A 16,271-nucleotide genomic window follows, 5' to 3' on the forward strand; every position below is an offset into this window, starting at 1 on the left:
TCTTATGCAATTATTTAACATATTTTTATTATATTTTATGATTGCTATAAATTAATGTATAGCTTTCTTTGCGTATTTTTTGCCCGTTCCTTCAACACTTGTAATTGTAACTAATGCATCTTCATCAAAACCATGGACAATATTTTTTAGCTTTGCTATTTCAAGCCTTGATAGAACCACATAAATAACATTTGTTTCTGTGCCACTATAAGCGCCCTTTCCATCTAACAAAGTAATTCCTCTACCAAGCCTAGCCATTATTGCTTCTGATATTTCATTATTTTTATCCGATACAATTATTACTGCTTTTGACTCATTAAGGCCTTCAACTGTTATATCTATGGTTTTAAAAGCAATGAAATATGCTATTAAAGAATACATCGCTCTATCCCATCCAAATATAAACCCCGAAGTTCCTAAGATGAAAAGATTAAAAAACATAACTATTTCCCCAATAGAAAATGCAGTTCTCTTTTCTAATATTATAGCTACAATTTCTGTTCCATCTAAAGAACCACCATTTCTTATAATCAAGCCTACTCCAACTCCTATTATAATTCCGCCAAATATAGTGGCTAAAAGTACATCTTGTGTTATTCCTGGAACTGGATGAAGCAATGTTACTACAACTGACAAGCATATTACTGAAAATATAGTTGAAATAGCGAATGTTTTTCCTATTTGCCTATATCCTATTATAACAAATGGTAAATTAAATAGAAATGTAAATACTCCTAGTTGTACTTTTGTTAGATAGCTTGCCATAATTGATATTCCAGTCATGCCTCCATCTATTATATTATTAGGTATCAAGAATATCTCTAAACCTACTGCTACCAAAATTGAACCTATTATCATAAATAATATTCTGCTTGCTTTAACCCAAATATCATTATATTTTTTCGTCATTTAACTCCCCCTTAAATTTAATATATTTTATCCAATAGTAAAAACTATACTATATAAATTATAACATAGTTTTCATTACTTTATTATATGTTTTTAATATTACTTAAATATTCTAATTTTAATTTTAAAAATTAATTTAATAATGATATATCTAATGTCCTTTTATTATTGGGGTTATGCATTATTAGCTAAAAAAGCTCTTTAAAAATAAAATCATTCCACTTGCTATAAGTAAAGCAATTACTGATTTTTTAACTGTTTCTTCTTCCATCTTTGAATCAACTTTAACTCCTATAATCATTCCAATAATAACTGATGGAGAAAGACATAAAGCCATAATTAATGCTTCCTTAGTTAATATTCCTGTAAATAAGTATAAGAAAAATCTAAATATATTATCTACTAAAAAAATACAACAAATATTTCCGCGGAATTCATTTTTATTCTCTGTAGTTCTACTGACATATGCAACTAAAAGTGCTCCAATTCCATAAAGCCCAGCTAATATTCCTGAAATTACTCCTATTACTATGAGAAAAATAATGCTAGCTTTCTTATTTTGAATTTTACTAGGCTTTCTTGTTAACATTTCTACTGCAATTCCAACAATTACAACACCTAGTATACATTTTAATATCCGATCGCTTCCAGCCTTTAATAGTAATGTTCCAGGTACAATACCTGCCAGCAGCATGAGAGATAATGGAATGACAATTTTTAAAGAGATATTTTTTCTTTCTTTCCATGCCATATATGTATTTGTTGGAATTCCAAATAGAAGATCTACTGGTGTTGTTAACCTATTTGATACTACAAAGGAAAATAACGAACCCATAACAAGTGTATTTCCAAAGCCAGTTATACCTTTCGTAAAATATGCAAATAAAGTAGAAATAAAAAGATATATGTTTTGCATTTTTTGCCCCCCATAAGCTTAAATTATATCTTTAACTTTTGTTATTATTATCAATTATAACACATTTGGTAAACATTCCTTTCATTGTTTATTAACTTCCATATACTTCAAAAAAATTTAAGGTGTAGAATCTTCATACCTACTACACCTCATCATTAGTTTAAGTTCTAAATTTAGCTATTAAATCTTGCAGCTCTATGGAAACATTCTTTAAATCTTTTGCAGATTGATTTATTTGTTCCATACTTGCAGACTGTTGTTCTATGGATGCCGATATTTCCTCCGTAGTAGAAGCTGACTCTTCTGCTATTGCAGACATATCGCTTATACTTCCTATAACATCATTTTTATTATTGTCTATACTATTTATACTAACTACTATCCTATCTATTTGCTTAACCACATTAGATGCTGAACTTTCTATAGTTTTAAATGCCTTTTCAGTATCATTTGATACCTCACCCATTTGAATTACCATATTTCCTACCGTTATCATTTCTGATTTAGTTTTATTTATTTCCTTCTTAACCTCTCTAACGATAGCATCTATTTCTTTTGTTGAATCAGCGGCTTCATATGCAAGTTTTCTAATTTCCTCAGCCACAATAGCAAATCCCTTTCCTTGTGTTCCCGCTCTTGCTGCTTCTATGGCTGCATTAAGAGACAATATATTAATTTGTGATGTAATGCCCTTAATTGCGTCAGTTATTTTCTCAATTGATTGAGATTTGTTATTTAAAACACTAACTTGATCAAGTATATTTTCCGCTACTTTATGGTTTGATTCTACAACACTTTTTAATTTATTTATATTCTCCATACCTTCCAAATTTGATTTTAACGCCAATTCTATATAATTCTTCACTGAATTAGTATTTTCTACCGAATCATGAATTTCTTTTGCTAAAACCTCTAATTTATCTACTCCAGTTTCAGTATTCCTTGCAAGATCAGTAGAACCTTGTGCCATTTCATCAATTGCCTTCGCTATAGCCTCTATTGACTGAGATGTTTCAGATATTATATTTGATAAAACGTCAGAATTTAATGCTACATTTACGGAGTTCTGTTTAATACTTTCCACAAGTTCTCTTAGTGTTCTTCTCATGTTTGCTACTGCAATACCCATATCGTAAAATTCGTCCTTATATCTTTTTATTATATTCAAACCAGCTTGGTCAAATACTAAATCTAAATTCGCAGTTTTATTAATAAATTTAACCAAAAAGTTTATTCTTTTTGTAATAATATTTATTATAGATATTGTTACTACAAGACTGATTATTATTATAATTATTACGTTCAGTGTGAGCATTAATCTTGAGTGATTATAAATTTGATCATTTTGTATATTGGCCAAATTCGCCTGTTCCTGGTTATATTGAACAAGTTTTTCAATTGCGCTATTTACATTCTCAAAATCCTGTCTAGATTCTCCATACATTAAATTAAATGCATCCTTATTTTGAGATTCTCTACTTAATTGAATAGTCTTCCTGCTAGTTTCAAAATACTTAGGATAATACTCTTTAATTTCTTTAAATATCTCAATATCATCGCTTGATATCATAGTTCCTTGATATTCTTTTAATTCATCTTCAAACTCTTCTCTCAAATCTTGAAGTTCTTTTTCTGTAGCGTTCATTAAGTCAGGATCATCTTCTAGTACATGTCTGTATTCTCTAAGTCTATATTCTGACATATTTTGATCCATAGTATGAGCCAATTCGCTCCTCTTATACCAAACTTCTGCAATTTCACTTGCTTTATCTTTTACATTTTTAATTGATATTATAGAATACACTCCTAAAAAAGACGTTAGCAAAATTATTACCCCAAATGAAGCAATAAGTTTATTTCTGATTGTAAATTTCATTTGAACACTTCCTCCAAAATAAATTTAAATCTAATATAACTATTAGATAATTATCTTGTTTGGCAATTCCAATTATATATTCATTTCCGTTACATACATCATAATTAATCTTTTTTATACTATCTTTCTGAATCCTTTTAACATCATCTACTTCATCAACCATGGCACCAAAAACGCCTTCACTATCTTCAATAATTATTATTTTCTGTTCATCATATCTTTTTTCATTTTTTATACAGATCTTCTCACCTAAATTAATTATCGGTATTATTCTTCCCCTTAAATTTATGACTCCTAGTATATATTCTCTACTCAATGGTATTTTATTAGGAGCCACATAGCCAATAATTTCATTAACTTGTTCTATTGGCACCGCATACCTCTCTTTTCCTATATGAAACACCACAAATTGCTCTTCAGTCATTAATTTCCCTCCCTGCTACATATGCAGCATATTCTTCATAACATAATATGAAAATTGGAAATGCATTGTTACTGAGCAAAGAACTAAAATATTTAAAATTATGTTTTGTGAATATATTTTTTTTATCTTCAAAAAATAAAATATATTTGCAGTTCAATTTAGAAAGGTGGATTAATTACTTTAATGAGAAAAATCAGCATTATATTTTTTATTTTCTTATTATTTAATATAACAATAACGGCTTCTGCCGATCAGCCTAGAATTCTTAGACAGGGTTTTTATACAACAAAAGATTTAAATTTATCCCCTGATGCTCTGCATACAATACAAAATACCTCTCCCACTGAATATGTTTCTGTAGTGCTTTTTGATTCAAATGAAATTGTTCAGGAATTTATAAGATTAGTCCCTAAATCAGAAAAATATGCTTTACCACCTATCCAAATTGGATATGAGATAATAATAATTGGAGATGGTGAAATTACTATTTCTTAGAGTATATAGATTAGTTTACTTTAGCAAAAAATATAAAGGTGGTCATATCTATGAAAAAATTTACTGTTTCAATATTATTTTTCTTATTTTTGTCATTAAATATTTCAACAATTCAGGCTCTGTCCATATCTAGAGTTTTAAAAAAGGGGTTCTACACATTAGAAGATTTAAAACTATCTCCTAATACAAGTTATACTATTCAAAATGATTCTTATAATGAGCGTGCTTACATACTTGTTTTTGATTCCGAACAAAATTTTATACAGTCTTTACGATTGAGACCTCAATCACAGAAATATAATTTACTTCCGCTTAAAGATGGATATAAAATAGTTGTAGTTGGAAATGGAGAAGTGACTATATCTTAAAAGAGAATAAATCTACAAGATCTATTTAGTATTTAATGATTGTACTTTTATAATTACTATAAATTCCAATTAAGATTTTGTACAATTTATAAGTTTAAGACTACAATCAGCAAAACGCGATTTACTTCTGCTTAAGAACAGCTATATATAGTTTAGGCTAATAGCATTAAAACTCACCTTATATCAAAAAAGCCACTATATAAATAATGTCATTTAGTTAACTAAATGACATTTCCATACAAGATGACTTTCTCAATGATTTTTCAATTGAATTTTATTTACCTTCTTTTAAAATTGACGACATCACTAATGCTAAATCGTTCTTTTTTTCATTATCTCTAATAAAGTTTGCTACTTTATCATCTTTTGTTATTATTTCAATATATTCTTTTGCATCTTCATTTTTGACATTAAATGATTTTATATTTTCTCTTGATATTTTATCTGTATAAGCAATATCAGATAGCCCTCCCCAAACAGCATGAGTAATAGCCTGTATATATAAATTTTTAGGAGTAAGAATCAATTTAAAATCATTTACTACTCCACCTGCAACTCCCTGTGCTAGCAAATTAACCAACGTATTTGCTACTTTACTTGAAGCTTTAATATCTTTGTAAGAATTAATAGAACATAGTATTTCTTCATCATTTAATACACTTGCCATATTTCGCCCTCCAAATTATATATTTTAATTGAATAAATAATTATCTGCATCAAAATCCATTATCCAATTATATCATATAATAGTAATATATTCTTATTACTAAATTCTTAATTTTTAATAACTTACTTACATTTTCTATACTATTCAAATGTATAAGGCTCAAAAACTAGAATTATAAGTTTTCAAAAATGTTACTGGCGGAGGCTAAACAGCATCAATGAATTGAAAAATATAGGTGGTCAATCTCAACTATATTTTTTATCTTACAAAAACTTTACTTAAAGATTTCTATTGCTTTTCTATTATAAATTCCGCATGATCTCCTATAGCATGAATCATTGGAATGCTAATTACTATTTTATTATCTTCCATATAGCTATAGGCTCCTTTCTTTGGAATTTCAATCACACCATCTTTCTCGTGAAAATCAGCATCTTTTAATATATTTAAAAGTTCATCATCACTAATGTTTTTTATAACAGACTTCTGTGCTTCTATTAATTTATCATCCTCTGAAAGCATTTTAACATCATCTAACTTTTTTAATTTTTCTAGTACTCCCTGCGCATTAGCATAGTCTGAAAGACCAACTGTTAAACCGTTCTCTAAATCTATATTAACCGTATAAAAGATTGAAGTTGGATATGCTGTTCCTTTAATATTTACTAGTCCATTAAAAGCTATTGATATATATTTATTATTTTTAGTTTTCACTTCATAATTTACTTCCATGCTTATATCATTAATATTTGTATCATTCTCAACATATATATTTATAATACTTAGGGCTGCATTCTTTAAATCTTTATTTATGGATTCAAGCTTTACTGCATCAGCATAATGTTTTACTTGTGGGTAATTAATCTTCACATGATCTTTACTATAAACTTCATTAATTATTTCGTATTGTTTTGATTCATTACGTAAAGATACTTCCATATTAAAATAATTAATTTTATTAACAGCTAAAACCTCTTTTTTTATTAGATTAATACACTTCAGATTATTAACATGAAAATTTCTCATTAATAAGAAACTGAGTATTGTTATGCCAGTTAATAAAATTGCCGATTTCTTCATTTTCATATTTTTCTCCTTTAATTATTTAATTTTAAGGTTAATTTTATTAATTATTTTCTCCTCATGTTATGAAAATAATGTGGTTTATAGATTAATAATAAAATTACTTTCATTTTTTTAATTTTTTTATTGAATTTATCGGTCACTATGATAAAATTATCTTAAGAGGTGAATTTATAATGTTAGGTGATAAAGTAAAACTACTTAGAAAAGAGAGAAAAATTACACAGCAAAAGTTAGCTGAAGCTATTGGTGTAAGTCAATCTACTATAGGAATGATAGAAGGAAATAGACAAGGTGCTAGCAATGATACATTAATTAAGTTGGCAAATACTTTAAATACTACTGTTGATTACTTATTGTCTGATAATATAGAAGAATTAGACTTTCCTGATAAGAGAATTAGTGACACTGGATTTGGCGATGATGATATAAGAAGAATTGAGAGAGCTCGAAGAAAAATGGATCCTAAAAACAAAGAAAAAATGATGAAAATTTTAAGGTCTGCTTTTGATGAGTACTTCGACGATTAGATATAAGCGTATAAAACAGATAGTTAATGATATTTATATAAAATTAAATATTAGTAAGTTTCCTATAAACGTATTTGAAATAATAGGTTCTTTCGATAATATAAAAATAGTTTCTTATCATCGATTCATGCTTGATCACAATTTAACCAAAGAAGAAACTTTTGAAATATTAACTTCTGACGAAGGATGTACTGATTATTTTAAACCTTCAAATAAGTATATAATTTATTATAATGATTTAGATTTTAAATCTGATGAAAGAATTAGATGGACTTTAACTCATGAATTAGGTCATATTTTATGTAGCCATTATTCATCTGATAATACTAAAATATTTGATGACTACCTGTCAGAATCTGAATATAAAATTATGGAGGCTGAAGCAAATTATTTTACTGGTCTTTTATTATCTAATCCAGTAATTCTTCATAAGTTGAATATTAGATCTTCTCATGACATAGAAACGTACTGTTCAATATCTTCTGAAGCGGCACGTTATAGATACAAATTTTATAAGAAGTGGTGCGAGAATAATATTTTAACTAGTTCAGATAGATTCATTATCAGAAACTTCGAATCTTATTTAAATTCTCAAAGGCTTGAATATTTAGAATTTATTAGTTTTATTAATTCATTTTAGCTATATTATCTAAACTAAAATTTTTATTATATAAAGTATAATAGTTTCACTACTATTCCATGGTTTATAAGCAAAAAAGGACTATCGCACTATAAATTAATGATATGCTCCCTATATGGTAGACAGTTAAGATGAAAAAACTATCAATCATAAAAGGGAGCATATTAAATTTTAATCTATTAACGCAATAGACCTTTATTTATAAAAAACTTAGATGATTACAATTAAGTTTTATTTATACTACAGATAAATAGAATTAATTTGTCTTAAACTTATCTGTTAATTCTTTAAGCGTTGTAGCCATATCGCTAAAGCTTTGAACTGATGCTGTCATTTCTTCAATTGAAGCTACTTGTTCTTCTGTAGCCGCAGATATTCCTTGAGTTTCTCCTGCTACAGCCTCAGAAAGTTGTGTAATATCACTTATGTTAATAAATACTTCCTTTTCAGTTTTATTCATATTATCTATAGCATTACTTACTTCCTGCATATTAGATGCAACTTCTTGTATAGATTTAAATATTAATTGAAAATAGCTATTAGCTTCATTCACTACTTTAGATCCATCATTAACTTCATTTATGCCTTTATTCATAACTAAAGCTACATTTTCAGTTTCTTTTTGTATACCATTTATAAGAGCACTAACCTGCCCCGCAGCTTCTCCAGATTGTTCTGCTAATTTACGAACCTCATCAGCAACAACTGCAAATCCTTTTCCTTGTTCTCCGGCACGTGCTGCTTCTATTGCTGCATTTAAAGCCAACAGATTTGTTTGTTCTGAGATGCCCTTTATTACTTCTGTAATTTTCCCTATTGCTTGTGAATGCTCTCCAAGCTTGTCTATAACTTTAGATGTATCGTTAACTGAACTTTGAATATTAACCATACTTGAGTTAACTTTATGGAGTGCCTCGCTTCCCTTCTCAGAATAGCTAGACGCAGTTTGTACAGCCGAAGAAACATTATCTGATTTTTCATTTATATCTTTTATTGCGCTATCTAAAATATTCATATTAGAATTTATTTTATCTATCTTAGAGCTTACTAACATAGAACCTTCCGCAATTTCATTAACATTTTCTGCAGAATTTGTAGCAACTTTTGACTGCTGCTCGCAAACATCTGTCATCTCACTAGATGCTGATGAAACTCTCTCTGAATGTTCTTTAATATTATTTATTACCTCTCGTAAGTTAACAGCCATTTTTTCAAATGCTCTTCCTAAATTACCTATCTCATCGTTGGATTTTATGTTTATATTATTAACTGTTAAATCTCCATTTGAAATCTTATTTGCTGCATTTAAAAGTATATGCAATGGTTTAGTTGCATAACCAACTAGAACAAAAACTCCTCCACATGTAATAAACAATATAACTATTCCTATTAAACTAGTATTAATTAAAGAATGTATGCTTTTTTCAACAGTAATACTTTTAGGAATTTCAGCACAAATAACCCATCCCGTCTTTTTATCCTGAACATAGCTCACAAGCATACTTTTCCCATCTTTAACTACTTCTTCGGAACCACTCTCCCCTTTTACACCTTTCTTAATAAATTCGAAATCATTTAAATCTGTACGATCTTCTGGCTTGTCTAATGTCTTAGTAGGATGAGCTAGCAATTTGCCGTCTGAATCTACGATATAAACAGTTGCATTATCCTGCGAAAGCTCTTTAACAAAAGAATTTAGCACTGGAAGTTCAATATTTCCTTGTAAAATTCCCGTTACAATCCCGCCCTCTTTATCTCTAATAGGCGTTGCTAGAACTGTGATTAAACTTCCATTATCTTTACTTACAAGAACTTCAGATACAACCTCATCCTGTCCTTTAAGTGCTGATTTATAAAAATTACGATCTGATATATCAGATGATTTAGAGTCATCACTTCTCACAAACTGAACTCCATCCAATTTAGTAACAGCCGTAAATGATAAATCTGGATATACTTTTGAACTCTCAACTAAAATTGGTTTAGATTTTTCTGCATCATAGGAACTAATAATAGGATTTCTAGCCATGCTCTTTATCCCATACATATTTCTCTCAATTAAACCATTTATCTTTTCATCCACAATTTCTGCTCTTTTAAAATTATCAGCTAGTGCATTTTCTATCGCAATCTTTTGTGAAAAAAACAAATTAATGATTGTGAATATTATTAAAGGCACAGAACTCGCAAGAAGAAGTGTTAACGTCAACTTCCTTTTAATATTCATGTTTTTCCTCCTAAGTTATTATATATTTCTAAAATATTAGATTAGTACTTTAATTAATATTCGACAATATCAGCGAAATACCTCCTATAAAACAGACATTTTTTATTAATTATAGTAATTAGTCCAACAAATTCCAATGCATCTATCTTTTTTATTGTGAATTATTCCTTGCTTTAGTAATGTCCTCTAATCAAAAAATACATTACCTCCCACAAAATAGTGGTAGGTAATGTATTTCACTAAGTTCTACTATATAAACTATTTTTAATAAATTTGAAATGCAGTATTAGACGAACTTGTCATATAACTACTATATGTAGTCTCAGCCAGAACTTTATAAGTACCTTTTCCTGTAATTCTATATGTCAAAATACCAAAAAAAGCCTCTCCAGATCTATCTGTCATTCCTTTATATATTGTCACAACACCTTTGGGTGAAGTAATACTAAATTTAACGGCTGCTCCTTGAATTGCTTTGCCAGAAGTATCTGTAACCTTAGCTTTAATATATATTATATCACCTGCTAAGTAATAGGCTTTATTTGTAGACACAACCGTTCTTGTCCCTAATTTTGAAGGTTGCGTTGTCACAGGCTGACTTACAACTGGTTGAGTAGTAACAGGCTGCGTATTAGTTGGTATTGTTGAAATTGGCTGTGTCACCGTTGATGTTTGTCCTCTAGGTGCTTGTATTAGCCCATAACCATACCAACTATCTTTTCCGCTTATTCCTAAATCAATAACATTTTCATTAAGTTTTGCACGTAATTGATTTGGAGAAAACCCTGGATTAGCCTGCTTTAATAATGCTAAATCTCCTGTAACAAAAGGTGCTGACATTGAAGTACCGCTCATAGATACATATTTATTATTTAAATATGTACTAAGAACACTAACCCCTGGCGCCGCTACTTCAACAGTATTTCCTGTAGAGGAAAACGAAGGTCTTTTATTATTAGAATCAATTGCCGCTACTGCTATAACCGAACTATATTTTGCTGGATAATCTACAGTATCCGTTGATCCATCTGATGTACCATCATTTCCTGCTGCCGCAACAACTAAAATGCCTTGATTATAAGCCTTGTCAACTTCTTGTTGCAATGCAGTTGATGGTACGGAACTACCAAGACTTAAGTTAATAATGTCCATTTTATTTGTAATACACCAATCTATTCCTGCGATTATATCAGAAAGGTATCCAGCCCCATCATTTCCTAATACTTTTATAGCATAAAGACTTGCCTCATTAGCAACTCCAACAATTCCATAACCATTATTTTTCGCTCCTATTATACCTGCAACGTGCGTTCCGTGCCCATTATCATCTAAATATGATGTTGTATAAGATGTGAAAGCTGCGCCACCTGCAACTGATAGATCCTCATGGTTAGCTATCCCAGTATCAACAATTCCGATTTTTACTCCTTTTCCAGTATAACTTGAAGACCATGCTGTCGGAGCTTGGATCTTATTCACTCCCCAGTCTACTGTTTGAGAATTTGTTTTAACTATTATATCTTGTTCTACGGCTAATACATTGGGATCATCTCTCAAATCCTTAATAGCTGTAGTAGGAACAGATGCTGATAGAACGTTTGCATTTTTGTATTCTCGTCTTACATTTCCTCTCGCTTTTGAAACTACATTTTTATCAGCTTTATTTTTAAATACGATGATTACTCGTTCATTTGATGTTGAGACTGATGTTACTACCGCTGCATTAACATTTGCTGTAAATCCAAATGCTACTAATAAAAAAGTAACTGCTGAAATAATTTTTTTCATTTGTGTACCCCTCCTTAAATTTATCTTTCGTAAATGTACTTAATTAAGCTTATCACCACTCTTTTAGACCTTCTTCCCTCCTCCTATAAATCAAAGTAACTTTTTATCTGCACTTCTAAGGAACTGTACTGATAAACAGATTTGATTAATTTTATTATAATTCTATATAACCAAAAACTATTCAAACGAATAGTGACAGAATATTACTTTATCTTGCATTATTCAGTAACTGTCATACATATTCTATGAATTTAGTCCATATAATTTTGCATTCCATAATTTCCTATAGTGTTTGCTTCATCTTTTAACATAATTATATCATAGTGGCATATCCCCTACAATTCATAACATACAAGGATTTTATTCCTTATAAAGGGTTTACATGAATATTATTCACATAAATACATTACTATCAAAATAATTTCATGAACTTCAAAGTGGCTTGTTAATTTTTCATCAGAATACATTAAATCTCCTACGAATATTAAAACTATTTTCATTGCACTTTATGGATACTTTAACCTTTATAGCCACTTTCTAATATATAAAAAGGAGAGTTAACTCGTTTTATTCTAAAATAAAAACAGATAGTTTAATTAAAACCACCTGCTTTTATTTTAAATTTCGGCAATACTAAGCCAATTATATTTAATTTAAAATATTTTATTACTAATTTTTACTCTCTGATATTATAGGAATCCAAATATCACTCTTATAGTCTTGTAAAAAGCTATCTCCTTCTGTATAAAATCGAATTCCAACATGTTAATATGAATTTTCAAAATACGTTTAATTTGTAATATTCATTTCTGTGAACGATTCTAAAACATAATTAGTATTGTCTATAGTTGTGACAATTAACTTGTCAGTTGAGTTTTTAACTTTAGCAACAGTACCTGTTAGTATAGATAAACAATCCTCCACTAAAATCGGAATATCATTCACTACTACCAACTCCATATTATCACACTTTTCCTTCATCCAATTATTTAAGATAGATTCCCCTTCAGATGAATTACAATCTGCCTCCATTAAATATTCTCCTCTCATATCCCTTTTAAATATATCATATTTTTTGAATCTTTATTTAGCTCTTATTATTTAATTATCGTATAACAATATTATTGTTTTAATATTATTATCAGAGTATTTTTGATAAATCCCAATAATAAAACTTTTACACCTAATTATTTGACACTATTTTAACATATTACCTCATATGTTACAAGAAAATTAAATTGATAATATATATTCTATATATGTAAATAAGTAACATAGAAAAGCTCAACTTAATATGATTATTTCTTATAAATGGCTTTCTTCCCACTTATTCTAGAAACAATATAAAAACTAAATTAAAGCAATACATGCCGGCTCATGAATTCTTTTATAACATATGAAATAAGCTTATAGTTTATTATTAAATTTATTTACTAATTGAAACTCATATTTCCTTATATAAAAACTTCCTTACTACCAATTTAATTAGTATATTTAATAAGACAAAAAAAAGATAGCCATTACAGCTATCTTTTATACTTACCTCGCAACGTCCTACTCTGCCACACAGTCTCCCATGCAGTACCATCGGCGCTATAGACCTTAACTTTCCTGTTCGGAATGGGAAGGAGTGTTACCTCTATGCCATCATCACGAGATGCATGTTTTTCCCAAATCTTCGATTTGGTTGAAAAACAGCACACCAACGAACGTATGTGAGTTAGTGTTTCCTTAGAAAAAATAACCCAAGTCCATCGCTTATACTATTTTTTCAGCAATTATACTAAATAATTACTACTTAAAAGAACTTTGTTCTTTCAAAATTGCACATAAGTGAGAGTCCAAATTTCATATTTGGTTCCTCGAACTTACTCAGCGAACGCTAGTGAGTCGAGCTTTCTCTCTATTTAATGTATATTACAACTTGATTATATTGGTCAAGCCCTCGACCTATTAGTATCAGTCAGCTAAATACGTTGCCGCACTTACACCTCTGACCTATCAACCTTGTAGTCTTCAAGGGGTCTTACTAGCTTATGCTATGGGAAATCTCATCTTGAGGTGGGCTTCACACTTAGATGCTTTCAGCGTTTATCCCTTCCCGACTTAGCTACCCAGCTATGCTTCTGGCGAAACAACTGGTACACCATAGGTCAGTCCATCCCGGTCCTCTCGTACTAAGGACAGCTCCTCTCAAATTTCCTACGCCCGCGACGGATAGGGACCGAACTGTCTCACGACGTTCTGAACCCAGCTCGCGTGCCGCTTTAATGGGCGAACAGCCCAACCCTTGGGACCTACTTCAGCCCCAGGATGCGACGAGCCGACATCGAGGTGCCAAACCTCCCCGTCGATGTGAACTCTTGGGGGAGATCAGCCTGTTATCCCCGAGGTAGCTTTTATCCGTTGAGCGATGGCCCTCCCACGAGGTACCACCGGATCACTAAGCCCGACTTTCGTCCCTGCTCCACTTGTAGGTGTCGCAGTCAGGCTCCCTTCTGCCTTTACACTCTTCGAACGATTTCCGACCGTTCTGAGGGAACCTTTGGGCGCCTCCGTTACATTTTAGGAGGCGACCGCCCCAGTCAAACTGCCCACCTAACAATGTCCTGTCACCAGTTTCATGGCATCCAGTTAGAACTTCAATACTATCAGGGTGGTATCCCAACAACGACTCCACCAAGGCTGACGCCCTAGTTTCCCAGTCTCCCACCTATCCTGTACAGACAATACCGAAATTCAATGCTAAGCTACAGTAAAGCTCTACGGGGTCTTTCCGTCCAATCGCGGGTAGCGAGCATCTTCACTCGCACTACAACTTCGCCGGATTTGCAGTTGAGACAGTGCACAAGTCATTACGCCATTCGTGCGGGTCAGAACTTACCTGACAAGGAATTTCGCTACCTTAGGACCGTTATAGTTACGGCCGCCGTTTACTGGGGCTTAAGTTCACACCTTCGCGTTACCACTAAGTGTTCCCCTTAACCTTCCAGCACCGGGCAGGCGTCAGCCCCTATACATCAGCTTTCGCTTTAGCAGAGACCTGTGTTTTTGTTAAACAGTTGCTTGTGCCTATTCTCTGCGGCCTGATTTCTCAGGCACCCCTTCTCCCGAAGTTACGGGGTCAATTTGCCTAGTTCCTTAACTGCAATTCTTCCGTCGGCCTTAGGATTCTCTCCTCATCTACCTGTGTCGGTTTGCGGTACGGGCACTACTTCTCTCTCTAGATGCTTTTCTTGGAAGCATGGAATCAGATACTTCGGTTCCGTAGAACCTTCCCCATCACGCCTCAGAATTGTTGGAACGGATTTGCCAATCCCAACTCCCTAAACGCTTAGACTAGCATCCAATAGCTAGCACATCCTATCCTTCTCCGTCACACCATCGATAATAACGATTATAGTGGTATTGGAATATCAACCAATTGTCCATCGACTACGCCTTTCGGCCTCGCCTTAGGTCCCGACTAACCCTGAGAAGACAAACTTTACTCAGGAAACCTTAGATATTCGGCCTGTAGGATTCTCGCCTACATCTCGCTACTAATGCCAACATTCTCACTCGTAATCAGTCCACCGCTCCTTACGGTACGACTTCAGCCCGATTACGACGCTCCTCTACCGCTCACGTTATACACGTGAACCCGTAGCTTCGGTGGTAAGTTTGAGCCCCGGACATTTTCGGCGCAGGATCTCTTGACTAGTGAGCTATTACGCACTCTTTTAATGAGTGGCTGCTTCTAAGCCAACATCCTAGTTGTCTTAGAAATCCCACATCCTTTTCCACTTAACTTACACTTTGGGACCTTAGCTGACGATCTGGGCTGTTTCCCTTTTGACCATGGAACTTATCTTTCATAGTCTGACTGCCGGACTGATAGTATGTGGCATTCGGAGTTTGATAAGGTTCGGTAAGCGCTATGCCCCCTAGCCTATTCAGTGCTCTACCTCCACTACTCACATTTTCCGACGCTAGCCCTAAAGCTATTTCGAGGAGAACCAGCTATATCCGAGTTCGATTGGAATTTCTCCGCTATCCACAGCTCATCCCATGCTTTTTCAACAGCAACGTGGTTCGGTCCTCCACGAGGTTTTACCCTCGCTTCAACCTGGCCATGGATAGGTCACCCGGTTTCGGGTCTACAGCATGCAACTAGTCGCCCTATTAAGACTCGGTTTCCCTTCGGCTCCGTACCTTAAGTACTTAACCTCGCTACATACCGTAACTCGTTGGCTCGTTCTACAAAAAGCACATCATCACACACATAAGGTGCTTTGATCGGTTGTAGGCACATGGTTTCAGGTTCTATTTCACTCCCCTCCCGGGGTTCTTTTCACCTTTCCCTCAC

Annotated in this window: 13 protein-coding genes and 2 rRNA genes (1 of these 15 only partly in view); 4 read left to right on the plus strand and 11 right to left on the minus strand. The window is 32.2% G+C overall.

Features of this window, described 5'->3' with window-relative positions:
• Positions 1–51: 51 nt before the first annotated feature.
• From F3K33_RS20170 to F3K33_RS20185, 4 genes are all read right to left on the minus strand, one after another.
• Positions 52–909, minus strand: a complete 858-nt coding sequence (locus F3K33_RS20170; protein ID WP_017211870.1) for a YitT family protein — start codon at positions 907–909, stop codon at positions 52–54.
• A 184-nt stretch (positions 910–1,093) separates the two neighbouring features.
• Positions 1,094–1,825 carry a sulfite exporter TauE/SafE family protein gene (locus tag F3K33_RS20175; protein WP_039769599.1) on the minus strand — a complete coding sequence of 244 codons (732 nt, stop codon included), beginning with the start codon at positions 1,823–1,825 and terminating at the stop codon, positions 1,094–1,096.
• Positions 1,826–1,985: 160 nt separating this feature from the next.
• Complete coding sequence (locus tag F3K33_RS20180; RefSeq protein ID WP_039769597.1) at positions 1,986–3,701, minus strand: methyl-accepting chemotaxis protein; 1,716 nt, start codon at positions 3,699–3,701, stop codon at positions 1,986–1,988.
• A complete protein-coding gene (locus F3K33_RS20185; RefSeq protein WP_039769594.1) occupies positions 3,679–4,125 on the minus strand; it encodes a chemotaxis protein CheW in 447 nt (148 codons plus the stop codon). Before F3K33_RS20185 ends, F3K33_RS20180 begins: the two co-directional genes overlap by 23 nt.
• 183 nt (positions 4,126–4,308) lie before the next feature.
• Between F3K33_RS20185 and F3K33_RS20190 the strand changes: the two genes are divergently transcribed.
• Both F3K33_RS20190 and F3K33_RS20195 read left to right on the plus strand, forming a co-directional pair.
• Complete coding sequence (locus tag F3K33_RS20190) at positions 4,309–4,620, plus strand: hypothetical protein (RefSeq protein ID WP_012060113.1); 312 nt, start codon at positions 4,309–4,311, stop codon at positions 4,618–4,620.
• A 50-nt stretch (positions 4,621–4,670) separates the two neighbouring features.
• The gene (locus F3K33_RS20195; RefSeq protein WP_012060114.1) at positions 4,671–4,988 is read left to right on the plus strand and encodes a hypothetical protein; all 318 of its coding nucleotides are present in this window, start codon (positions 4,671–4,673) and stop codon (positions 4,986–4,988) included.
• Positions 4,989–5,262: 274 nt separating this feature from the next.
• On the opposite strand, the gene F3K33_RS20200 is transcribed toward F3K33_RS20195, so the two are convergent.
• Entirely contained in the window at positions 5,263–5,655 is a 393-nt protein-coding gene (locus F3K33_RS20200; protein ID WP_039769590.1) for a hypothetical protein, read from the minus strand.
• A 288-nt stretch (positions 5,656–5,943) separates the two neighbouring features.
• Entirely contained in the window at positions 5,944–6,741 is a 798-nt protein-coding gene (locus tag F3K33_RS20205) for a polysaccharide deacetylase family protein (RefSeq protein WP_039769586.1), read from the minus strand.
• A 173-nt stretch (positions 6,742–6,914) separates the two neighbouring features.
• Here F3K33_RS20205 and F3K33_RS20210 point away from each other — a divergent pair, with 173 nt between their 5' ends.
• Positions 6,915–7,268 (plus strand): type II toxin-antitoxin system RelB family anti-toxin, encoded by a 354-nt coding sequence (locus F3K33_RS20210; RefSeq protein WP_017211864.1) that lies wholly within the window; start codon positions 6,915–6,917, stop codon positions 7,266–7,268.
• Positions 7,249–7,908: an ImmA/IrrE family metallo-endopeptidase gene (locus F3K33_RS20215; protein ID WP_039769583.1), complete on the plus strand. Its 660-nt coding sequence runs from the start codon at positions 7,249–7,251 to the stop codon at positions 7,906–7,908. The genes F3K33_RS20210 and F3K33_RS20215 overlap by 20 nt, the downstream gene beginning before the upstream one ends.
• Before the next feature lie 256 nt (positions 7,909–8,164).
• On the opposite strand, the gene F3K33_RS20220 is transcribed toward F3K33_RS20215, so the two are convergent.
• From F3K33_RS20220 to F3K33_RS20240, 5 genes are all read right to left on the minus strand, one after another.
• On the minus strand, positions 8,165–10,135 hold the full coding sequence (locus F3K33_RS20220; protein WP_039769581.1) for a methyl-accepting chemotaxis protein: 1,971 nt from the start codon (positions 10,133–10,135) through the stop codon (positions 8,165–8,167).
• 264 nt (positions 10,136–10,399) lie between these two features.
• Positions 10,400–11,923: a S8 family peptidase gene (locus F3K33_RS20225; RefSeq protein ID WP_039769578.1), complete on the minus strand. Its 1,524-nt coding sequence runs from the start codon at positions 11,921–11,923 to the stop codon at positions 10,400–10,402.
• Positions 11,924–12,712: 789 nt separating this feature from the next.
• Positions 12,713–12,955: a hypothetical protein gene (locus F3K33_RS20230; protein WP_039769576.1), complete on the minus strand. Its 243-nt coding sequence runs from the start codon at positions 12,953–12,955 to the stop codon at positions 12,713–12,715.
• 509 nt (positions 12,956–13,464) lie between these two features.
• A 5S ribosomal RNA gene (rrf, locus tag F3K33_RS20235) occupies positions 13,465–13,581 on the minus strand.
• 275 nt (positions 13,582–13,856) lie between these two features.
• A 23S ribosomal RNA gene (locus tag F3K33_RS20240) occupies positions 13,857–16,271 on the minus strand (it continues 496 nt past the right edge of the window).

It is taken from the genome of Clostridium beijerinckii (assembly GCF_008705175.1).
Lineage (GTDB): Bacteria > Bacillota > Clostridia > Clostridiales > Clostridiaceae > Clostridium > Clostridium beijerinckii.

Coding starts and splice junctions, on each gene's coding strand:
- F3K33_RS20180 (WP_039769597.1), bottom strand. CDS start 3,701: ATGAAATTTACAATCAGAAATAAACTTATTGCTTCATTTGGGGTAATA.
- F3K33_RS20170 (WP_017211870.1), bottom strand. CDS start 909: ATGACGAAAAAATATAATGATATTTGGGTTAAAGCAAGCAGAATATTA.
- F3K33_RS20200 (WP_039769590.1), bottom strand. CDS start 5,655: ATGGCAAGTGTATTAAATGATGAAGAAATACTATGTTCTATTAATTCT.
- F3K33_RS20175 (WP_039769599.1), bottom strand. CDS start 1,825: ATGCAAAACATATATCTTTTTATTTCTACTTTATTTGCATATTTTACG.
- F3K33_RS20190 (WP_012060113.1), top strand. CDS start 4,309: ATGAGAAAAATCAGCATTATATTTTTTATTTTCTTATTATTTAATATA.
- F3K33_RS20225 (WP_039769578.1), bottom strand. CDS start 11,923: ATGAAAAAAATTATTTCAGCAGTTACTTTTTTATTAGTAGCATTTGGA.
- F3K33_RS20220 (WP_039769581.1), bottom strand. CDS start 10,135: ATGAATATTAAAAGGAAGTTGACGTTAACACTTCTTCTTGCGAGTTCT.
- F3K33_RS20210 (WP_017211864.1), top strand. CDS start 6,915: ATGTTAGGTGATAAAGTAAAACTACTTAGAAAAGAGAGAAAAATTACA.
- F3K33_RS20205 (WP_039769586.1), bottom strand. CDS start 6,741: ATGAAAATGAAGAAATCGGCAATTTTATTAACTGGCATAACAATACTC.
- F3K33_RS20185 (WP_039769594.1), bottom strand. CDS start 4,125: ATGACTGAAGAGCAATTTGTGGTGTTTCATATAGGAAAAGAGAGGTAT.
- F3K33_RS20195 (WP_012060114.1), top strand. CDS start 4,671: ATGAAAAAATTTACTGTTTCAATATTATTTTTCTTATTTTTGTCATTA.
- F3K33_RS20215 (WP_039769583.1), top strand. CDS start 7,249: ATGAGTACTTCGACGATTAGATATAAGCGTATAAAACAGATAGTTAAT.
- F3K33_RS20230 (WP_039769576.1), bottom strand. CDS start 12,955: ATGGAGGCAGATTGTAATTCATCTGAAGGGGAATCTATCTTAAATAAT.